The organism is Cytophagaceae bacterium ABcell3, assembly GCA_030913385.1.
Classification (GTDB): domain Bacteria; phylum Bacteroidota; class Bacteroidia; order Cytophagales; family Cytophagaceae; genus ABcell3.
On the sequence record CP133159.1, the window covers coordinates 4,154,541 to 4,176,687 of the forward strand.

18 protein-coding genes and 1 tRNA gene are annotated in these 22,147 nt (G+C 38.7%); 8 read left to right on the top strand and 11 right to left on the bottom strand.

Annotation, left to right across the window (positions count from 1 at the left end):
- Window positions 1-4 precede the first annotated feature (4 nt).
- Complete coding sequence (locus RCC89_16865) at window positions 5-496, bottom strand: YajQ family cyclic di-GMP-binding protein (protein ID WMJ74828.1); 492 nt, start codon at window positions 494-496, stop codon at window positions 5-7.
- A gap of 170 nt (window positions 497-666) precedes the next feature.
- Here RCC89_16865 and RCC89_16870 point away from each other — a divergent pair, with 170 nt between their 5' ends.
- The gene (locus tag RCC89_16870; GenBank protein WMJ74829.1) at window positions 667-2,004 is read left to right on the top strand and encodes a PhoH family protein; all 1,338 of its coding nucleotides are present in this window, start codon (window positions 667-669) and stop codon (window positions 2,002-2,004) included.
- A 100-nt stretch (window positions 2,005-2,104) separates the two neighbouring features.
- Here RCC89_16870 and RCC89_16875 read toward each other — a convergent pair whose 3' ends face one another.
- Window positions 2,105-3,055 carry a glycosyltransferase gene (locus tag RCC89_16875; protein ID WMJ74830.1) on the bottom strand — a complete coding sequence of 317 codons (951 nt, stop codon included), beginning with the start codon at window positions 3,053-3,055 and terminating at the stop codon, window positions 2,105-2,107.
- A gap of 253 nt (window positions 3,056-3,308) precedes the next feature.
- On the opposite strand from RCC89_16875, the gene RCC89_16880 reads away from it, so the two are divergent.
- On the top strand, window positions 3,309-3,725 hold the full coding sequence (locus tag RCC89_16880; protein ID WMJ74831.1) for a hypothetical protein: 417 nt from the start codon (window positions 3,309-3,311) through the stop codon (window positions 3,723-3,725).
- On the opposite strand, the gene RCC89_16885 is transcribed toward RCC89_16880, so the two are convergent.
- Together RCC89_16885 and RCC89_16890 are read right to left on the bottom strand one after the other, a co-directional pair.
- Window positions 3,712-4,077, bottom strand: a complete 366-nt coding sequence (locus RCC89_16885; protein ID WMJ74832.1) for a hypothetical protein — start codon at window positions 4,075-4,077, stop codon at window positions 3,712-3,714. The two genes, RCC89_16880 and RCC89_16885, sit on opposite strands and share 14 nt — an antisense overlap.
- 49 nt (window positions 4,078-4,126) lie before the next feature.
- Window positions 4,127-7,729, bottom strand: a complete 3,603-nt coding sequence (locus RCC89_16890) for a T9SS type A sorting domain-containing protein (protein ID WMJ74833.1) — start codon at window positions 7,727-7,729, stop codon at window positions 4,127-4,129.
- Window positions 7,730-8,159: 430 nt separating this feature from the next.
- Here RCC89_16890 and RCC89_16895 point away from each other — a divergent pair, with 430 nt between their 5' ends.
- Window positions 8,160-8,972: a purine-nucleoside phosphorylase gene (locus RCC89_16895; protein WMJ74834.1), complete on the top strand. Its 813-nt coding sequence runs from the start codon at window positions 8,160-8,162 to the stop codon at window positions 8,970-8,972.
- Window positions 8,973-9,053: 81 nt separating this feature from the next.
- Here the strand turns inward: RCC89_16895 and RCC89_16900 are convergent, their stop codons facing one another.
- Window positions 9,054-10,103, bottom strand: a complete 1,050-nt coding sequence (locus tag RCC89_16900) for an SDR family oxidoreductase (GenBank protein WMJ74835.1) — start codon at window positions 10,101-10,103, stop codon at window positions 9,054-9,056.
- Between the two features lie 82 nt (window positions 10,104-10,185).
- On the opposite strand from RCC89_16900, the gene RCC89_16905 reads away from it, so the two are divergent.
- The 3 genes from RCC89_16905 to RCC89_16915 all read left to right on the top strand — a co-directional run bounded on the left by RCC89_16905 (window position 10,186) and on the right by RCC89_16915 (window position 11,482).
- Entirely contained in the window at window positions 10,186-10,827 is a 642-nt protein-coding gene (locus tag RCC89_16905) for a prolyl oligopeptidase family serine peptidase (GenBank protein ID WMJ74836.1), read from the top strand.
- Between the two features lie 102 nt (window positions 10,828-10,929).
- Complete coding sequence (locus RCC89_16910; GenBank protein WMJ74837.1) at window positions 10,930-11,121, top strand: dodecin domain-containing protein; 192 nt, start codon at window positions 10,930-10,932, stop codon at window positions 11,119-11,121.
- A gap of 148 nt (window positions 11,122-11,269) precedes the next feature.
- Complete coding sequence (locus RCC89_16915; GenBank protein ID WMJ74838.1) at window positions 11,270-11,482, top strand: dodecin family protein; 213 nt, start codon at window positions 11,270-11,272, stop codon at window positions 11,480-11,482.
- A gap of 63 nt (window positions 11,483-11,545) precedes the next feature.
- On the opposite strand, the gene RCC89_16920 is transcribed toward RCC89_16915, so the two are convergent.
- The 5 genes from RCC89_16920 to smpB form a co-directional block, all read right to left on the bottom strand.
- On the bottom strand, window positions 11,546-12,004 hold the full coding sequence (locus tag RCC89_16920; protein WMJ74839.1) for an HIT domain-containing protein: 459 nt from the start codon (window positions 12,002-12,004) through the stop codon (window positions 11,546-11,548).
- A 106-nt stretch (window positions 12,005-12,110) separates the two neighbouring features.
- Window positions 12,111-12,181: transfer RNA gene (locus tag RCC89_16925), tRNA-Cys, on the bottom strand.
- Window positions 12,182-12,251: 70 nt separating this feature from the next.
- On the bottom strand, window positions 12,252-14,066 hold the full coding sequence (gene rpsA, locus RCC89_16930) for a 30S ribosomal protein S1 (GenBank protein ID WMJ74840.1): 1,815 nt from the start codon (window positions 14,064-14,066) through the stop codon (window positions 12,252-12,254).
- A 186-nt stretch (window positions 14,067-14,252) separates the two neighbouring features.
- The gene (locus RCC89_16935; protein ID WMJ74841.1) at window positions 14,253-15,068 is read right to left on the bottom strand and encodes an NlpC/P60 family protein; all 816 of its coding nucleotides are present in this window, start codon (window positions 15,066-15,068) and stop codon (window positions 14,253-14,255) included.
- 5 nt (window positions 15,069-15,073) lie between these two features.
- Window positions 15,074-15,538, bottom strand: a complete 465-nt coding sequence (smpB, locus tag RCC89_16940; GenBank protein ID WMJ74842.1) for an SsrA-binding protein SmpB — start codon at window positions 15,536-15,538, stop codon at window positions 15,074-15,076.
- Between the two features lie 93 nt (window positions 15,539-15,631).
- Here smpB and RCC89_16945 point away from each other — a divergent pair, with 93 nt between their 5' ends.
- Window positions 15,632-16,207: a hypothetical protein gene (locus RCC89_16945; protein ID WMJ74843.1), complete on the top strand. Its 576-nt coding sequence runs from the start codon at window positions 15,632-15,634 to the stop codon at window positions 16,205-16,207.
- Window positions 16,208-16,294: 87 nt separating this feature from the next.
- On the opposite strand, the gene tsaD is transcribed toward RCC89_16945, so the two are convergent.
- Entirely contained in the window at window positions 16,295-17,299 is a 1,005-nt protein-coding gene (gene tsaD / locus RCC89_16950; GenBank protein WMJ74844.1) for a tRNA (adenosine(37)-N6)-threonylcarbamoyltransferase complex transferase subunit TsaD, read from the bottom strand.
- A gap of 32 nt (window positions 17,300-17,331) precedes the next feature.
- On the opposite strand from tsaD, the gene RCC89_16955 reads away from it, so the two are divergent.
- Window positions 17,332-22,110 (top strand): translocation/assembly module TamB domain-containing protein, encoded by a 4,779-nt coding sequence (locus RCC89_16955; GenBank protein WMJ74845.1) that lies wholly within the window; start codon window positions 17,332-17,334, stop codon window positions 22,108-22,110.
- Window positions 22,111-22,147: the final 37 nt, after the last annotated feature.

Below are 22,147 nucleotides of genomic sequence, written 5' to 3' on the forward strand. Positions count from 1 at the left end.
AACGTTAAGATTTCATATTGGTAAACTGAAGCGCCAGTTCATAATTTTTACTTTTCAGCAACGCAATCACGCTTTGGAGATCATCAATTTTCTTTCCAGTAACCCGCAATGTATCATCCATAATTGCTGCAGAAACCTTCAACTTAGAGTCCTTAATATCTTTTACCATTTTTTTGGCAGTCTCTTTGTCAATCCCTGTCTTCACTTTAATATCTTTTTTAATCATGGAACCAGACGCATATTCATCTTTTCCTCTATCCAAAGACCTGGCATCAAGACCTTGCTTGGCCATGCGGGTAACGATTGCATCTATAATGGCATCCATCCGCATGGTGTTTTCAGTGACAATGTGAATAACATTACTTTTTTTGTCCAAGTCGACCGAACTCTTAGAATCACGAAAATCGAAGCGGTTTAAAATTTCTTTTTTTGCCACATTAATAGCATTATCCAAGGTCTGAGGGTCAAGTTTACTTACTACATCAAACGAAGCCATAGTTATAAAATTTTTATTAATTTCTTAAAAATATTGACAATCAATCAAAAACACTAAAAACAGTTACTTTTTCAAACTGTTTTATTATAAAAGTTCATTTTTATGTCAACCACTAATGTCTTAAATTACGTTCAATATTAATAATATATATTTTTTTTAAATCTCTGACTATGGCAAAAGCGAAAAAGGATAAAAAGATTTTTGTACTAGACACCTCTGTAATTCTACATGATCATAATTCTGTTAAAAGCTTTAAGGAGCATGATGTAGCCATTCCGATAACTGTGCTAGAGGAGCTGGACAACTTTAAAAAAGGCAATGATATAATCAATTTTGAAGCTAGGGAATTCATACGTTTTCTGGATGAGCTATCAGGAGACTACTCTCTTCAAGAATGGATCCCTATCGGCAAAGGCAAAGGAAAGCTAAAAGTGGTCATGTTTACAGACACTGATAGCAAAACAAACGCAGAGAAAATATTTTCCGACAAAAAGGCAGACCATCGAATACTAAATGCAGCCTTAAACATTCAAAATGAAGTGAAGGATGCAAAGGTAATAATGGTTACCAAGGACATAAATCTGCGCCTGAAAGCCAAATCATTAAACCTGCCAGCCGAGGACTATTCAACAGGGAAAGTAAAAAATGTTGACACCCTTTTTACAGGCAAAACAACTTTAGAAAACATTCCTGCAGAGGTTATCAATGAAATTTATGAAAAAGGGTCATGTTCTCCCGACTTTCTTGGCAAAGAAATAGTTTCTGAAAACCACTTTTACATACTCAAAAGTGACAAAAGTTCAGCACTTAGTTATTACAATCCAGACTCGAAGCTTCTGGAGCATGTGGAGAAAAAAACAGTGTACGGCATTAAACCCAGAAACGCTGAACAAACCTTCGCTATTCATGCCATTATGAACCCTGACATAAAACTGGTAACCATTCAAGGAGTAGCAGGTACAGGGAAAACTCTTTTAGCACTAGCAGGTACTCTAGAACAAAGAAAGCTGTTTAAACAAATATATCTAGCAAGACCTGTAGTACCATTGAGCAATAAAGACATAGGCTACTTACCTGGCGATATTAAGTCTAAGCTCAACCCTTATATGGAGCCGTTGTATGACAATTTGAAATTTATACAAAACCAGTTTAACGAAGGTGATTCTGACTATCAAAGAATTACAGATATGCTTAATAAGGAAAAGCTGGTGATAACTCCATTGGCCTACATTAGAGGGCGTAGTCTTTCAAATATATGTTTTATCGTAGATGAAGCACAAAACCTGACACCTCATGAGGTAAAAACAATTATTTCCCGAGCCGGTGAAAACACCAAAATAATTTTTACTGGAGATGTATACCAAATAGATTCCCCATACTTAGACTCCCAAAGTAATGGTCTTTCTTACCTCATAGATAGGTTAAAGAACCACAAGCTTTATGCGCATATTACACTAGAAAAGGGAGAACGCTCAGAGCTTGCCAATTTAGCTAACGATTTATTATAATTCACTACTTTACAAAGCCAGGGCAAAACACCTGGCTTTTTTTCTCAAAAGAAAAACTTAGTAACCGCACTTCTTTTTTCATCACTTACCGTGCACATAGTTACCTTGAGATTTCATAACCATATTTTAATTTTACATAAAGCCGGTAAAGAGGAAAGATATTTATCTTCAACTTGGCTATCACAAACAAAGGTGCATACCAAAATACTGACCGATCAAGGCACTTTAACAAGCTCCAATATTTCAAGGCATACATATGATCATTTATAAAGACACAATAGCGTAAGTTATATTTAATAAATTTAGCCAAGGCTTTGTGCTCTTTTGGGGTCTTGTTCAACCAGAAGGCCTTCATACATACCCTAAAAGTGGATATATTCTTAGCATGCAAAGCTGTTTTACTGTGAGAACCTGCTACGATCCGCCATTCCGTCAATACCTGTTTAAGAAAATAAAATTTATATTTCCGGGCAACCCGGAGACAAATATCAAAATCCTCATAACTCAACCGCTCGTCATATCCTCCCAAAGCTCGTACAACATGAGTGCGAAACATTAGTGTAGGCGTGCAAATAATACCATTATTGCTCAAAATACTTTTATAAATATCTCCGCAAGGAACAGAAGGGTACTGTTCTGCCCTATAATGATACTTGAGAAAACCAGCATGTTCATCTATATAAGCTGCATTGGTAAATACAGCAGCATAATCATCAGATAACCTTTCAAATGCTGCAACTTGCTTTTCTACCCTTTCCGGGTGCATAACATCATCAGTTGCAAAATCTATGATATATTCACCCGATGCGATATCTAAGGCTTTGTTAAAAGAACGACAGTTTCCTAAATTTTGACCATTAGGAATAAGTTTGATAGAAGGATTCTGTTTTACATAATGCGCTATTACTTCTCTGCTATCGTCTGTACTAGCATCATCTACCACAATAACTTCAATATTGGAATATGTCTGCCCCAAAACAGAATCAAGCGCTTCAGCAAGAAAGCCCTGGTGATTATAACTTAAACAAACTACTGTAACAAGTGGCTTCATGTAAGAAGGAAAATGCTAACCCTGAAATATGCGATAAAACTTTTTATTACGTAAGCGAACAACTTCAAATCAGCCGCTTCGCTCACATTTGTGTCTTAAACATAGTACCGCTATGCCTTTTGACCCAAAAGGTCTGATTTAAAATATCCCTCACGGCAAAATCTAACATATAATTCAGGCTAAAATAACACCATGTTTATCTGAAACAAAAATATAGAACAAGGGTTTTCATGACTAAACCAACTAACTAAAGATGGCAGAACAGGTTTTAGTAGTTATTCTTGCACTGCTGACAGCATTGGCAATAACGGTTATATTTACCAGCGTTCTTAAAATAAAGCTACCCAAGAGAGGGTTTTGGTTTCTGCTGGTATTAATATTCTTGGTAACTTTGGCTGCTAATTGGTGGGTTAGACCTTTAGGTACGCCGGTTTACGGCTTTTACTGGCTACCAGGCCTTTTAGCGGGAGTCATTGTGGCTTTTATTATAGCCGCCACCATGCACCGTGACAACAAGAAAATCAGGTCTTCTACAAAATCCAAAATTTACGACCTTGACAAAACGCCTGAAGATGATATCAAAAAAGAGTACCCTTTGGCAATGGGCTTATTCTTCTGGCTCGCAGTAGCATTACTCATATTTATCATTGTCGCCGCTATCTATTATTAACATGAGCTGTATCGGCCTTTTTCCTTATGAAATAGCAGCCAATACCTAATCCAGCTAGTACAAAGAACATACTATAGCCCGGTGCGCCTACAGGAATAGCAGGCGGATCAGCATCCATAGGTACCGACGGCATTGCAGGTGGCATACCAAATACAGAAAAACCCTTGTTGCTAGGATTTTGAGACCTCCCAAATGCGGAAGATGAAAATCCTGTCTCAGACCTACCTAATGTCCCTGTAGGGTTAGGGCTTTGCCCAAAGCCTCTTCTACCCTTAAAAGAATCTTCATTGTCTGCATGAACATTGGTATCAAAAAACATAAATACTGCTAAAAAAAATAACAAATTCCTCATAGTAAAAATATATCATGGAGCGAAAACCAGCCACTCACTTCTTAACAACTTAAGAACCAACCAGTACAACTTTATTACTATAAAAATGTTTACCTACTAAAACCTTAACCAAATATATACCTTCTTTTAGCCCCGGATTGATTATGTGTTTTTGCTCCTTGTTATTAGGTAGTTTTGTATAGAAGCGCTGAACGCCAGAAACGTCATAGATAGACACTTCCATTTCAGAAGAATTAAACCCTTCGCTGTCCACTACAATTTCCCTTTCAAAAGCGTAAACATTAAGATTTCTATCACTTATATGCTCTGCACTTAAAGTTGAATGCTTATTATAAAAGTGTAGCACAAATCTATTGTCTACAATATCACTTTTTGAAGTAAAAGTATAAATGGAGTCTCTCAACAAGTCAATTCGTTTACCATCCTGCTTATCTTCCAACACCACATCAAAATGGTCTTGCAAAAGCGCATAAGAATCGAGCTGCAGAACAAACTCCCCATCCTCTGGAAAAAAAGCAGTTAAAGGCACACGTATAGTGTCATTGCCATATTCCAATGTATTTACCGACAACTTCTTATCATCAACTACCGAGTATATAGAAGTCAAACCAGCAGAGTTTAAAAATTTATACGAATCTAGTTCCGAGTCAAAACCATTAGTCGCATCATCAGAAAAACGTATTAACGTCTCGTCCCGAAAACCTCCCTCCTTTTTCCCTGCAGCCAACTTTAAAAAAGGTACAGATACTCCCCGTCTTAACACGGGCGGATTTTCATGAACAATCCTGGCCTGGCGCGGTATCCTAAACCGACCATTTCCCCCCTCTGCAGTAACCTTGATCCAGAACCCTTGCATAGACCCTATGTACCGACTACCTCCGTTTAGGCTTCCACCTCCCCTGACGTAGGTATTCCAGTATCCATCTCCCTCTTCATACCAATCCTCTTCCGTAGGTACCGTATAGATGTAAATCGTTTTACCGATATTATCTAAGGTCCAGGCATCAGACTCAAAATCTATAGCAGAAGGATATGGATTCCCTACCAAATGCCATCCATCGGCATCAGGGTTTCCAGACGGCGTATTAGGCAGAACAGCTTCTGCATGCTCTAAAGCATGATCATAATTACCCCAAAAAATGAGTTCTTGAGGCTTTTGTAAATACAAAGCATACCCTTGGCCTGAATTTAGCTCAGTACTAAAATCTGAAACAGGAGTCCACCCCACTTCTTTATCAGGGTCAGGAATAGTTTCGTCATAATAATAAAAATTAGCAGCAGGACCTGAACCTATTCCTACATTTTCGTGCACTTGCTGCAACATTATCCCTGGAAGTGGTGCAGAAAAATAAAAATAGTGCCCCCTGCCGATACCTTTTCGTAACGTCACCCCTCCGTTCATATTACCTTTGCCCGCGCCGCTGATAGCACCAGAACTTAAATCAACAACCAGCATTCCATCAGTAGATAACCTGCCCGTTTTTAAGGTCAATACGCCACTAACCAAGAAAGAGTCTGTTAAAACTACCCCTTCTATATTATCTATTACTACATCACTACCATACACTGGGCCATTAACATACTGCCTTTTATTTCCACAAAAAGACAATACCCCGTCAAACACACATGAGCCTTCTGTATGCAAATTGCCCTCAACAAAAGTCATGTAATTACTAAAATGTAATGAAGCGCCCGTAACCACCAAGTCTCCTTTTACCCTCAGAGAATCCTGGATAAACTTTTCTCCTTCACCGCTAAATTGTAATGTCTGGTAATTTAAAGCTTGGTTCACATACTGGTTTTCATTGGAAGCGTAAGAAACTATACTCCCAGGAAGCAAGTCAAAGACATTGTTAATTTCCGAGAAATCTAAAAATGGATTGTCAGCACTTGTTAGCTCAAGAATACCAGAGTTTTCTACGGTCAAGCTAGCGCCAGCCGGTCCACTAGGGGCACAGCCAAGCTTATGGCACCTTACAATACCGTTTTCTTCCACCCTTATTTCTGTTGGCTGCGTATCATTGTTGTTTGACAAAAACACAGTCCCATTTGATTCAAGTGCACCATGCACGGCAATGCGCCCGCCTCTTTCACCACTGGCACCTCCGGCAATACCATCTATTGAAATATCCCCTGCCGAAAAAACCTTTGCCCCCCTCTCAACCGTTACATCAAAATAGCTATCTAGAGCAGCTCGGTCATTGAACAAAGCAGCCGAAGAAGACCACCACAACTTAACATCAGCCTGTATTCTCAAAGAAGACACCCCATTCCCTGACCTTCTGTTGTTCTTTCTAATTCTTGCGCAATTAAAACTACCTTCTCCCTTAATATTATGGGTTCCATCTTCAATCCCAAACGAGATCGCATCAAATTGCTCTTCATGCCCTATCGTTCCACGACATATAATGTCTCCAAAAATATTGACATAAATAGGGATATTGCTTTCCCGTTCGGTCAAAAAGTGGCCACCTTCTTCAACAACAAGGTCTTTCATGTCAAAATCGGAGCTCCTATGCACCACCTTGTGACCATTTTTAACCACAAAATCAACATAAGGGCTTCCAAAAAAATATGGCAATCCTTCCCCCTCTTCACTCGAAGTCCACAATTGAGTATTAGTAGCAGGGTTTGATGTTTGCAGACCAGAGTTTGCAGAATAAAGTCTTTCAGCACAAGAAGGTCCTGAACATTCCGGATCGTGTGCAGTGTGCATAAAGGCTGGATTACCAGCCACTTGATTGATCCGGTATTTTATATAAGGACCATAATTATTATATTCATACACCCTTACCCAATAATGCTTATACTGTTCAAGCCCTTCAATGGTCACCTTGTCCCCTCCGCCATTGTAAACCACCTGCTGTCCACTACCTCTATACACAGGATCAGCCGCAGGATCCTCTCCGTCTACAGGCTCAGAAAAAGCGTTTTCAGTGTTAACAACCACGATCCGTCCTTCTCCATTACCACTTGTCCATGAAACCTGCATGGACTGGTGCGTGATTTCGGAGAATGTAATTGAAGAAGCTTGACTTCTAGGCGCCGGTAAATGCTCATCCGTTTCTGACCTTAGCGTCCCTTTAACAATTATTTCCGAAAAAGTGAAGATTCCAGAAGCGCTCTCTGCATCCCAAGCGGTAAACCGAAACTTCACTTGATTATTAGCAATCAAATTATTCAAAGGGAAAGCAGCATGGTAATCTGTTAAATCACCACAAGCTGAAACAGGAACATCCTGTGTACTGTTCTGGTAACTCCATGTTTCCCCATCATCTAGACTATAAGACAGGATAGACTTTTCAGGCCCAGTGCCAGACCTACGCAAATGGGTAACTGATAGTTCTGCAAGTACAAGATATTGCCCATCGTCCGGCACTAATGAAAACTCAACATATCCCCCACCACCAGAAGCCTCTTCTAATGAGGAATAGTTAAACCTCGTTCGGTGAAACCTTACATGAGAGCATGACGAAGAAGATCCTGTAGCTCCATAATCAAGACCAGAGGCGTTTAAAGCTTCTTCCTCTTTATGGATAAGGTGCTCACCAGAAAATCCAGAGGCCTCATACCTAACAAGTTCCTGCCCCTGAGTTTTGAAATAAGCAAAACAAAATGTCAAAAAAAGTTTAAAAAAAGTTATCCTGAACATATCTAAAAAAATTTATGGCTCAGAAAAAAACAAGTTAAACCAATAAGGCTATTGGCTTTTGCTATACTCGGAGTATGAAGTAAGTATCCGACAAAAAAACAACCCTTCGCGAGCAGAACTGTAACTATGTAATGACATAGTGTAACTTACTACATAAACCGAAGAAGCATTTCTAAAAAATCGACACAAACATAAACAGTTTAAAACATACAAACAAGACAATCAATATTTTAAAGTATATTTTCTTTGACAAATACAAAATTTTCATTAAATTAGCCAATAAACCCGACTACATCTAGCAACACTGAAACACAAACACTTACAAAACATAAAATTAAACGGTTATAAAAAAATTAATTTAATATAGGTTTATTCTAAAATAATAAAGTTTTACTTTTGCGTGTATTAAGTACACATAGCACTTTTTCAAATGGACCAGCGATATTCAGAAGCCCTCCGATATATAAAAAGAAAATACAATGCCACTCCTGACACAGGTATAATACTGGGCACAGGTTTAGGAGGCCTTGTCAAGGATTTAAATGTTGAGCTAGAAATTCCTTATTCAAGCATCCCGCACTTTCCCCTTAGTACAGTAGAACATCATGCAGGTAAATTGATTTTTGGAACGTTAGGCAACAAAGTAGTGATGGCCATGCAGGGCCGCTTCCATTTTTATGAAGGATACAGTATGTTCCAAATCACCTTTCCTGTAAGGATAATGAAATTAATGGGAGTTGAAAACTTATTCATTTCCAATGTTTCTGGCGGTATATCTAACCACATGAAAAAAGGAGATTTGGTAATTATAGATGACCATATTAACCTCCAGACAGCAAACCCACTAACAGGGAACAACGAAAACAGCTTTGGGCCACGTTTTCCGGACATGAGCGAACCATACGACCAAAGCTTGATAGAAAAAGCCCTTCAGATTTGTACGGAAGAAGGAATTGTGGCACACAAAGGAGTTTATGCAGCCGTGAATGGCCCAAACTTGGAGACAAGGGCAGAGTATCGTTTTTTAGGAAGAATAGGTGCAGATATAGTAGGTATGTCTACCGTGCCTGAGGTTATCGTAGCAAAACACATGAGCATGAAAGTTTTTGCTATCTCACTAATAACCGATGAGTGTGATCCAGAAAATCTTCACCCTGTAAGCATAGATGAAATAGTGGAAATTGCTACCGCTTCAGAACCTAAGCTTACCAAAGTCATTAACAAACTAATAAAATCAATTTGAGCCACATGCAAAGTAAGCAATAGGACTTTTACAAAAACAGGAAAATGTTTGACAATAAAAGCCCTATTGCATGTTTTATGCTTAAGGATATACCCTATCGGCATTATCGGGATTCTCAGCCACCTCTCTTTCCTCTTTCACAGGTTGTCCGTTTTTCCCAGCAAGCAAAAATGCTCCCAAAGCAGCTCCCGCCAAAACTGTTCCCGCCAAAATTTTCTTTCCAATTCCATTTTTCTCTTGCTCTTCTTTATTGTTTTGCCAGCCCCCACTTACTTGAGCATATTGTCTCATAGGTTCATACAGGTTACCTTTTGAAGGTTCTGACGCATGTTCGTTAAAATGATTTTTAAAAATAACCTTCCGGTATTGCTTATCATAAACATTAGGGACAAGTGTTTTCAGTACACCTGAAACTTTAGACACAGCACCTACAGAAACTTCTTTTCTTGGGAAAATGGCTAAGCTCACAATAGCTTCAGCAACCTCCTTAGCATCCATGGCAGGACCAGGAGCCTTAACAGCCCTTCCCATATAGTTGGCTGCTTGGTTAAAAATCGGGGTATCAATTACTCCTGGATACACAGTGCACACATGAATATCTTTTTCATCGGACAGCTCTTGCTCAAGGCTCAGGCTAAATCCTCTAATGGCAAATTTACTAGTAGTGTAGCCCATAGAGAAAGGCTGCCCAGTGATACTTACTGCAGAAGACACATTAATAAGGGTACCTTTTTTCCGCTGCCTGAAATGTGGCAGGACAGCCTTAGCCCCATTAATATAGCCAAAGAGGTTTATATCCATTACACGTTTCATGTCTTCTGTTGGCATATCCTCAAACGGCCCCATTAAAGAAACGGCTGCATTGTTCACCCAAACATCAATATGGCCAAATTCATGGATAGCCCTACTTGCCATATTTTTGACATCATTTTCATAGGTAACGTCAAGTGCTACAGCCATAGCTTTTCCCCCAAGGGATCTACACTCTTCTGCAACTTGCTCCAAAGCATCACCACGACGGGCAGCAAGTACCACAGAAGCTCCTTGCTTGGCAAACTCTAAAGCTGTCGCACGACCTATACCACTGGAAGCGCCAGTTATCACGATCACTTTCTTGTCAAATCTTTTCATAATGGGATTTTTTCCGTTTTTTCACTTAATTCCTATAACCATTACCCGTTTTTATTGTTATAAAAAAAACGAACAGGTATTTATGATCCTGAAACATTTATCGAAGAAATCAGAAATCGGCTTAAATTACTTGCTTTATTTACCAGATGGATATTCAGAACATACCCCTGGGGAGTTTCCTATAATTTTTTTCCTTCATGGCGCTGGTGAAAGGGGCAACAATCTTGAACTGTTAACTACACAAGGCTTACCGGCAATAATAGAATCACAAAGCAGTTTCCCTTTTATAGTGGTTTCGCCTCAATGTCCTTCTGGCACTTACTGGTCAGTAACGATACTGAAAAGTTTTATAGATGAAGTACTACACGACCTTAAGCCTGACCTAAACAGGGTTTATATAACAGGTATTAGCATGGGAGGTTATGGCACATGGACATTGGCCATAAACTATCCAGAGATTTTTGCGGCTGCCATCCCAATTTGCGGTGGAGGGGATCCGGAATCAGCCCATAAAATCAAAAGCCTTCCTGTATGGGCATTTCATGGTGCAAAAGACAACATTGTCCCGCCATGGGAAACCGAAAACATGGTCAAGGCACTCCAAGAAGCAGGAGGAAACGTAAAGCTTACAATATATCCTGATGAAGCTCACGATTCATGGACTAAGACATATGCGAACCCGGAGGTTTACGAATGGTTATTATCTCATGAGAAAAAAAATTAATAAGCTTAAGGAACTTTTTATATAAATAAGCAAAAAACACTTGAAAAAGAACTTTACAACAGATACATAGGTTTTACCAATACATTATCAATTTCCCTAGGCATGCGTATCCATAAAGTGGTAGACATCATTTCTACTTCCTACCAAAGTTTTACTGATGCAGCTCAAAATGCTTTGACAGTAGCTGCTGAAAAAGGCAACATTAAAAACATTCAATTAAACGAACTAAATGATAATACCTTAGACGGACAGACAATATCCTATGAAGTGAGTATCAAGGTTACTTTCCAATAAAACATAATCGGACTCTATTATTGGAGTACACCTGCAAGCTGAAAGTAGCTTTGGCAGAGTTTTGCTCCTTCGGGAAAAGCACTAGAACTACCTTGCTAAGACCCATGTTAAAGAATAAAGGATGGTTTAACTAAAACAGTTGTCTGATATGAGTATAGTAAAAGTGGTAGAAGTAATAGCGACCTCGGACAAAAGTTTCTCTGATGCGGCCCAAAACGCAGTGAATGAAGCAGCAAGAACAGGAGGTCAGGTAAAGTCTGTTTACATTCAGGAAATGAACGGAAAAGTAACCGATAATAAAATAACTTCTTTTGGTGTCAATGCAAAAATTACATTTCACGAAGAAGAGTTAGTAGAATAACAATCACAAAGCGAACTTCAAAAGGGGTTCGCTTTTATTTTACCCAAGAGGCATACTATCTGGCTATTTTTTCTTCAAACCTTCTGCCACTCCTTTCAATCTTTTAGTTATAGCACTCAACTGATCACAGGAAAGCTTCTTCCTTTTCCTACTGTCTTCTGCCTTGCTTTTTTCAAGTTCTTGAAACCAGTCCCCTGGACTAGGCAAGTCATTAAGTCTTCTAGGAATAACATGTAAATGCAAATGAGGGACGGTTTGCCCAGCTGCTTCCTTCTCTTGGATAGTCCAGTCAAAAGCGTCTGTATTCAGCTCATAAGACAGTATTTTAGCCACATCTCGACCCAGTTTCATAAACTCCCCAAGCTCATCATCACTTAACTCAAACAAGCTTTCTTTATGTTTACGAGGAATGATCAGAGAGTGCCCTGGAAGGATAGGTGCCAAATTATAAATTGCCAAAAAATTAGAGCTGCTAAAAAAAGCATCATTTTCAGAAACATTACAAAAAGGACAAGAAACCATAGGTGAATAGAAAAAAGAACTTTTAAAAAACTTAGATCAAACAAAGAATGTTTAAACTAGCTATAAAACAGAAAAAGCTCCTAATTTTAGGAGCTTTTCTTTTTTGAGGTTCCGAGCGGATTCGAACCGCTGTAAAAGGTTTTGCAGACCTCTGCCTAGCCACTCGGCCACGGAACCCTTTTGCGATTGCAAAGTTATAAAAAAATAAATAAAGTCCCCAAAAAGGGGACTTTATTTTTCAAATTATTTATTCAGCGCTTTCGCCACCTTCTTTTTTGTCTTTGGTTTCCTTTTTAGCTCCACCTTCCATTTGCTCTTTAAGCGCAGAAAGTGCTTCTATGTCACCAAGAGTAGACTTCTCAGCTTCAGGCTGTTTTGCAGCGCCACCCTTACCACCAGATTTTTTCTTAGGAGCTGCTGCCGCTGCTGCCTCTTCTTTAGTTTCAGAGTGAACCTTAGTGTGAGATAAAAGAATCTTCTTCTCATCTTTAGAGAACTCCAATACTTTGAAGTCTAAAGTTTCACCAGCATCTGCATTGCTACCATCTTCTTTCTGTAGATGCTTGCTTGCTGCAAAACCTTCGATTCCATAAGGAAGCTCAAGAACAGCACCTTTATCATTTTTAGAAATGATGGTACACTTATGAACAGATCCTGGAGTAAAGATAGTTTCAAAAGTATTCCAAGGATTCTCCTCAAGTTGTTTGTGTCCTAAAGCAAGTCTTCTGTTTTCTACATCTAGCTCAAGAACTACTACTTCAAGCTCCTCTCCTACTTTGATAAACTCAGAAGGGTGCTTGATCTTCTTGGTCCAGCTAAGGTCAGATACGTGTACAAGGCCGTCTATACCTTCTTCAAGTTCAATAAACAGACCAAAGTTAGTTAGGTTTCTAACGATACCTTTATGCTTAGTACCAACCGCATATTTAGTAAGTACATTTTGCTTCGTCCATGGATCTTCAGTAAGCTGCTTGATACCTAGAGACATTTTTCTTTCATCTCTATCGATAGTAAGAACAACAGCTTCCAGTTCATCATCAACATTGATGAAATCCTGAGGATTTCTTAAATGTTGAGACCAAGACATTTCAGAAACGTGGATCAAACCTTCAACACCTGGTAAAATCTCAAGGAATGCGCCATAATCAGCAACATTCACAATCTTACCTTTAACCTTAGACCCAATCTGAATATCTTCAGAAAGAGAATCCCAAGGATGAGGAGTAAGCTGTTTCATGCCAAGAGATATTCTCTTCTTCTCATCGTCAAAGTCAAGAACAACAACGTGAACCTTCTGGTCAAGTTGAAGCACTTCTTCAGGATGATTGATTCTACCCCAAGAAATATCAGTAATGTGAAGCAAGCCATCAACACCACCAAGATCGATGAACACACCGAAGTTAGTCATGTTCTTAATAACACCTTCAAGAACCTGTCCTTTTTCAAGGTTATTAAGAATAACAGCTTTCTGCTTCTCAATATCTTTCTCAATAAGTACTTTGTGAGAAACAACCACGTTGTCATTGCTGTAGTTGATTTTCACCACTTTAACTTCCATTTTATTACCTACAAAAACATCAAAGTCTCTGATAGGCTTAACATCTATCTGAGAACCTGGAAGGAAAGCCTCAACACCATAAATGTCAACAATAAGACCACCTTTGGTTCTTCTTTTAACAAAACCTTCAATAATCTCATCATTATCAAGCGCACCTTGGATAAGCTCCCAAGCTTTAACGATCTTAGCTTTTCTTCTTGAAAGAACCAACTGACCGTTAGTATCTTCTCTGTCTTCAACGAAAACTTCGATCTCATCACCGCGCTTAAGGTCTTCAATGTCACGGAATTCAGACAAAGGAACTAAACCATCAGACTTAAATCCAATGTTTAAGATTACATCTTTGTCAGTAATACCTACGACAGTACCTTTAACAACCTCTTTTTCATTAACCTGAGTCAGTGTGTCAGCATACATTTGCTCCATCTGACTTTTTTCCTTTTCGGAATAATTTGAGCCAAAGCCTTTGTTATCGGCCAAATCCCAATCAAAATTATCTGTCATTATAACAGCTCTTTAATACATCAACAGTAGAGCTATCCTGCTGAAATTTACGTGGTTAAACAATAAAATTTTTAGAAATAATCGCAATCCGCCAAAGACGGAGCGCAAAGGTATAAAATATTCCTGAAAAATAGAACACTTTCCTTAAGAAAGATAACTTCCCAGTCTCCCTTAAAGTTCAGGTTATTAGTCTGGCAAAACGCGCTTGATGGAATGTAAAAGATGTGTGTAATTCTTGCCTCTTTTCAATGAAATTCCTTTAGAGTCGACAAAATCGACGCGAACCTCACCGGATGCATGGATAATTTTATCATGTTCAAGAATTATCCCGACATGTATCACCTCGCCATGCTCATCAGCAAAAAAAGCATAATCGCCAGGTTTGGCACTCCCAGGGAAAACCACTTGCCCTTCCTTGGCTTGCTGCCAGGCATCCCGAGGCATCTTTATTCCACAAATTCTTGAAACCTGCTGAATAAAGCCTGAACAATCGATACCAAAGTGTGTCTTTCCGCCCCATAAGTAAGGAGCAGACAGGTAATAACAAGCCACTGTTTTCATATATTGAAAATTGGCCACTTTGATCGGGTAGTTTACGTCTCCTTGAAACCGAAAGGCTTCTGTTTCTATAGAAGTAATATTATTGTTTAGCACGGGCAGGCTGCTTCCGTAAAGTACAGGCGTTACCCTATGAGCTCCATGCAAAAGCCCTACCAAGTCTTTACAAAAAGGCCACTGCATGGAATGGAGTATTTTAAAAAAATCCTCAGAAATAACTTTAAACTGTTTGGCATCAATCCAACCGGTATAATTGTCCCATGCAATGTGGATATACAGCCATTTCCCATCTTTTGAAGCGTCTAAAATGACAAAGCCGTCACCAAATAATAATTGGGTGGTTATTTCACTCTTATCAGATGGCTCTTTTCGGACAGAAACCACACTTAAATGGCAAATCCCGTACTTTGTTGGCTTATTGCTATCTGCAGATGAGAACCCCATACGACTCAATATTTCATTCTGTCCATTTCCCTCTTTATATCTTTTTGCTTTATATCTTCCCGCTTATCGTAAAGTTTTTTACCCTTGGCCAATGCAATTTCCAACTTTGCTAATCCTCGATCATTAATAAACAAACGCACAAGAATAATGGTCAGGCCCTTTTCCTGAGACTTTTCAAAAAGCTTTCTTAACTCTTTTTTCTTTAGGAGAAGTTTTCTCTCGCGTAATGGATCATGGTTAAAATGCGTACCTTCTTCATATTTAGAAATATGCATATTTTTCACATATAACTCTTCTCCTTTAAAGTAACAAAAACCATCTTGGATGTTTACTTTCCCCTGCCTAATGGACTTTATCTCTGTTCCAGTAAGGGCTATACCCGCTACATAAACATCCACAAAGTGATATTCAAATGAAGCTTTTTTATTCCTGATATTTACCGTTTTTTGGATTTTCTTATCCCCGGCCATTCTTGTCCTCCTTTTTCTATGTCAAAAAATACTGCATTATTCTTAACAAATCTATAGTATATTTTCTTTTATTTCTAAAAAGTAACATTTAAAATGAAAAAATTCCTACTGTTAATAGGTTTAATTTGTTCTATAACTAGCATTCAGGCACAAAGTTTGACAAGAGGGAGCATATTATCTGATATAGGAGTTGGCTACGGTAGCTACAGGTGGTTTTCTGAAGACGCACCTTCAGCAAATGATTCTTGGCAGGTACCCGTTCGGCTCACTTACAACATTCATGAGAAGGTAGGTATTACAAGCTTTTTTCAATACAACAGGATTAGCAACCGCCTTCCCTACAGAGTTCAGGCACTAAATGTTGGAATTGGTTCTACCCTACACCTCTTTAGTACAGACATTTACACACTATCCACCTCATTTGTAGTAGGCTACAGCAACTTGTCTATGAGAAATGGAGAGGATCCTGATTTGGCATCAAGTGCGCCTGGCGTCAGCTTTATAGGAGCTGTGGAAAACCGCTTTTGGCTAACCCACCGCTTGGCTTTACTGGCAAGTATAGGATACGGCGGATATCATTATGCAAATAACGTTCCCCAAATTGACCAGTTCCCTTTCAGAGTCACAGGTATGCAAGGAACTATTGGGGTAACAGTAAAAGCTTTTTAACCGTTACGCCTAGGAAGCGAGATAGCAAAAGCCTCAGAATTACAAAATCCTAAGGCTCTGAAATGGAGTCATAAATTAACCACATGCTCAAATCTTCATTCGTGGCTCAGGACAAACCTCTTGATCAGTAAAAAGTTTCTTTTGGTATTTAAAATGTGCAGCCATAGCAATCATAGCAGCATTGTCTGTGCAATATTCAAAGCGTGGTATGAATATATCCCACCCTCTTTTAGCAGCTTCCTCCTCTAATGCTTTACGCAAACCAGAATTAGCAGAGACACCTCCAGCAATAGCAATGTTTGTAATGCCAGTTTCTTTAGACGCTTTTACAAGTTTCTTTAGCAAAATCCGAATTAAAGTAAATTGGATACTGGCACAAATGTCAGGCAAGTTCTGAGCTATAAAGTCAGGGTTTTCTTTCTGTTTATCCCTTAAAAAATAAAGGATAGCGGTTTTAATCCCGGAGAATGAATATGTCAAACCAGGCATATCAACATCTGGAAAAGGAAAAGCTTTAGGGTTTCCTTCTTTGGCATATTTATCAATTAAAGGCCCTCCGGGATAGGGTAATCCTAAAAGTTTAGCCGATTTATCAAAAGCTTCGCCCACTGCATCGTCCTGCGTTTCACCTAGTACAGTCATTGACAAATGGTCATCGACCCTAACAATTTGTGTATGTCCCCCACTTACCGTTAAGCACAAAAAAGGGAAAGAGGGCTTAGGGTCTTCTATGAAATGTGCAAGGATATGGGCTTCCATATGATTTACTTCGATTAGCGGCAATCCAAGCCCCAAAGCAAATGATTTAGCGAAAGAAACACCTACCAGCAAGCTACCTAAAAGTCCAGGACCTTTGGTAAATGCTACGGCATTTAACATAAATTTTGTTATATTTGCTTTGTTCAGAGCCTCTGCTACAGCAGGGACTATATTTTGTTGATGCGCCCTTGAGGCAAGCTCAGGGACAATACCCCCATATTTTTCATGTATGGACTGGGTAGCCACAACATTGGCAAGAATATTGCCGTTTTTAATTATAGCAACAGAGGTTTCATCGCAAGACGACTCTATAGCCAAGATTGTTAAATCCATAGGAATTCAATTTGACCCAAATTAAACACTTTTTGGTAAAATTCTTAAAAGGTTTCTTCAAAACAACCTTAATAATACTACTTTTCCTATTTTTTCTGTTGGTTTCAGCAATCATTGCCATACAATTTCCGGCCGTTCAAACCAAAGCGGTAAAAAAAGTAACAAACTATTTATCAAAAGAATTAGGCCACCCTGTCAATATCAATTCGGTAGACATTTCTTGGTTTGATCAAATCAAAATCAAAGGCCTAAGCGTAGAAGATCGCTTTTTAAATCAAATGATTTTTGCCGAAGAAGCACTTATAGACTTTGAACTAGGAACTTTGGCAAACTTGGACTTCCGTCTGCAAGAGGTTACACTTAAAAACGGCTCGGTGAAGGTTATTCGCTTCGCTCCTGAAGGAGAAGTAAATATTACTGAATTTCTTGAATCTATAAGGCAACTAGGGGGCGAAGTCCAAGATCCGGAAAACACCATCCCTTTTATAGTTGACCGTGTCAAACTGGAAAATATGCAGTTTACTTATTTTGACCAAAGGAAGATCCTTGACAAAGTAGGTTTTGACTATAATCACTTCACCATTGACAGCATCTATGGGGATATCAATAATTTAAAAGTACACCAAGACACATTTGCAATAAAAGTTAACTCGCTCAAAGGTTTTGAGACACAGTCTAAAATGAGAATTCACAACCTCAAGTCAGACTATCTTATCACCAAATCCAAAATGGAGTTTGCTGCCCTCGATGCCAAAATAGGCAAAAGCCACTTAAAAGACTACCTGCTATTTGAATATGATGATATTCTAGACCTGGCAGACTTTAACGAGCTAATCGACATTACGGCACATGCAGGAAATAGCAAGATATCGCTGGATGACTTGGCGAATTTCATTCCTCTCCTGGAGCATTACAAAGAAAACGCTATAGTTTCAGGAAACTTCAACGGTAGGGTAAACAGGTTTACGGTCAAAGATCTTGATTTGGCATTTGGCAATAATAGCATCATTAGAGGTAGAGGAAGCTTTGATGGTCTGCCTGATACAGACGAAACCTTTATTGATTTCAAATTCAAAAAGTCTAATATAGAAACAAGCGACTTACGTCAATACTTTGATAAAAAGACATTCCATGTACTCACAAAATTCGGCAATATTTCCGGGGACGGCGAATTTGTAGGTTTCCCTTATGATTTTGTCGCAAGCGGGAATTTTGACTCGGATCTGGGACGGGTAATATCAGACATCAATTTAAAGTTTCCCGACAAACCCGACCAATTGACTACCTATAGTGGCAAAATTCAAACAGAAGACTTCAATTTAGGAGAATTGCTGGAAACGCCTCACACAGGCAAAATAGATATGGAGGGAGAAATCAAAGGGAAAGGCTTTGCTTTGACAGATGCTGAGGTAGACGTAAATGCCCAAATATCCAAAATAGACCTATATAATTATAACTACAAAAACATTACGACCAAAGCCACTTTAACCAATCGTTTATTTAATGGTGACATTTCTGTTAAGGATACGAACCTTGTTTTTAATGCAACAGGAAAAGTAGACTTGCGAGACAACAATGATATTGTAAATATTAAAGCAGCATTTGACAAAGCCAACTTAAAACCATTAGGGTTAAGCAAAGTAGAAACTTTAGTAAAAACCAACCTTGACCTTAACTTCAAAGGTCTCAACCTAGATGATTTAATCGGCAGTATCCAATTTACGGATACATACCTCCTATACCTGGAAAACAAAGAGGTTTTCATTGATTACTTATATGCACAAAGCCTCAAAAGTGATGAAGGGCGTTCTTTAAATGTTTTTTCAGACCTATTAACAGTTCAAGCAAAAGGTAATTTCGAGTTTACCAGACTAATGTCTGATGTCGAAACGCTATACAAAGAGTACCTACTTGACCTTCAAAATGACCAAAAAGCAATATCTGAGTATTACAAAACCAAAGATACAACATCGCTATCTGAATACTCGCTTAATTTTGACGTAAACATAAAAAGGCTCAATGCCTTATTTTCTATTTATGTACCAGGCTTACATTTAAGCAAGAACTTGAAAATCAACGGACATTTTACTTCTGGTCAAACATCTATACTCAACCTCCATACTGAGTTTGATACAATTCACTACAAAGAAAATGAGCTCTACAATGCTTACCTGGACCTCTCTACATCAAAAGTAGCAGATAGCTCTGCCGTACTAGGCATTTTCTACTTAAACAGCAAGAACCAGCAATTTGCAAAAGCTCCGAAGACCCGGGACCTACAGCTTGAAGGAATATGGGACAACAGAAACATAAAGTTCTTTAACAGGATATACCAAGAGAACAGCAACAACAATATTTTACTAAATGGGAATCTCTCATTGGAAAAAGACAACACCATGTCTTTGACAATGGAAAACTCCTCTTTTACCCTATTGGAGAAAACATGGACTATTTCCGACCATACAGAAATTCTTTATAACAACAAAGATATCACCTTTAACAACTTCAGCATATTTAATGGTTTACAAGCCCTATCTTTAAATGGCACATTCTCTGATCGCGATGCTCAGAAAAGCGCAACTTTGACTGTAGGAAACTTCCAACTTGAAACAGTTAACCCGCTTATAGAAGGCTTTAATATAAAAGGCGTTTTAGATGGTAAAGTAGTTTTCAAAGATATCTTCAGCAACCTTAATATAAACAGCAATACTTATATCAAGGATTTGGTATTGGAAAACATAAGCATAGGCAACGTTTCAGGATTTACAGCTTATGATCAGAAAAAAGGGCACCTCTCACTGGACATTGATGTAGAACGGGTTGCCAAAACAGTCGTAAACCTTAAAGGCTATATTAAAGAAGGCAAAGGAGAAGAAGAGCACGAGGCCAACCTAACAGCATACCTGAACAACACAGACTTGCAACTGTTAAACCCTATATTAAAAGGCTTTGCCTCTGATATTTCGGGTAAAGTAACTGGCACATTCAAGATTACAGGGCCACTGAGCAGCATGAAATACAATGGAAAAGCAGATGTGCACCAAGGGCAATTCAAAGTAGATTATTTGGGTACCACATACTTTTTTGATGATTTCATTTATTTTGATGACAACCTTATAGGCTTTAAAAGCCTGAAGCTAAAAGACGAAAAAGACAATATCTCTTATCTGGATGGCGGCTTATTTCATGACAACTTTAACAACTTTGTGGTTAACCTAAAATCAAGCCTCAACCAGTTTCAAGTTTTCAATCTCAATGAAGACCAAAACGACATGTTTTACGGTACGGCTTTTATGACAGGAAACTTGGAAATGCTAGGCACATTTGACGACTTGGAAATAAATGCCAACGCCACGACTAACAAAGGTTCCAGAATACATATTCCTCTCCATCATACAAGTAGTTATGAAAAGCAAGAGTTTATAAGTTTCAAAAGTAAAAAAGATAAAGAAGAAGCACAGGATAGCACGTCTAAAGAAGTTGACCTTTCAGGAATTAGACTCGATTTCAACCTCGATGTGACACCTGATGCGTACATGGAAATTATATTTGACAAGCGTGCAGGAGATATCATCAGAGGCAATGGTGAAGGAAATATAAAAATGGACATAGATACAAGAGGAGACTTTCACTTGTATGGCAACTATCGTATTACCAAGGGAGCATATAATTTCACCCTTGCAGGATTAATAAACAAAGAGTTTACCATACACCCAGGAAGCTCCATAACCTGGACAGGGGATCCTTATGGTGGAATTTTAGACATAACGGCCAGCTATGATCAATATGTCTCCTTACGGAACATTCTGGTTAACCTAGACGAGGAAACAGCAAAAACAGAAGGTGCCAGAAAATATCCAGTAAAAACTATACTAGATGTTACAGGGAATCTGGAAGCTCCTGACATTGGTCTCGATATAAAAATAAGTGGCTACCCAAACAACCTCGCCCAAGATGTAACTGCATTTGAATCTGAGATACAAGCTAATGAAAATGAGTTAAACAGGCAGGTATTCAGCTTGCTTATGTTAAGGAACTTCTCACCCAAAAACAGCTTTACAGGCCGGCCATCTTATGGCGAGGGGAATTTAAGCGAGCTACTTATGCACCAATTAAGCGCATGGATTTCCCAAGTTGATGAAAACTTGCAAATTGACCTAGACTTGAACAGTATGAGCTTAGACGAGCTTAATACTTTTCAGTTAAGAATGTCCTATACAATGCTGGACGGAAGATTGAGAATTAGTAGAGATGGCAATGTTAACCAACAGCAGCCTGAAACAGAACACGCCATAAACAATATTTCTAACATTGCTGGCGAATGGACAATAGAGTACCTGATCAGTGAAGATGGTAAGTTTCGTTTGAAAATGTACAATCGAAACAACACTAACCAGCTACTCACCTCTTTGACCAACACCCATGTGACCACTGCTGGTGCTAGTGTCCTTCATACTCAAAGCTTTGACAACCTCAATGATTTATTAATGAACAGAAAGAGGCGGAGTAAAAATGTATCAAAAGATTCAGAAACGGAGTTCTTAGAAAAACTGAACGAATTCCAACATAGATTAGAAAAAGCCCAAGAAAAGGAAGAAAAACTTGAATCTCCTGATGAAGGAAGTTCATCTGAAGAAAGGCAAGACAGCAAACAGAACAACTCATTAGAGCTTGACTATATTCCTGTAAAGAAAGAGGAAGAAGAAGAGGGCAATAACGAAGAAGAGGAAGAAGAAGATGATGATGATGATGATGACGAGAGGGAGAATGAGGAGAGCAAAGTCCCACAGAAACGTAAGAGAAAAAAATAACTCTATATCAATAGGCTTGTTGTGTACAGAGAGACTC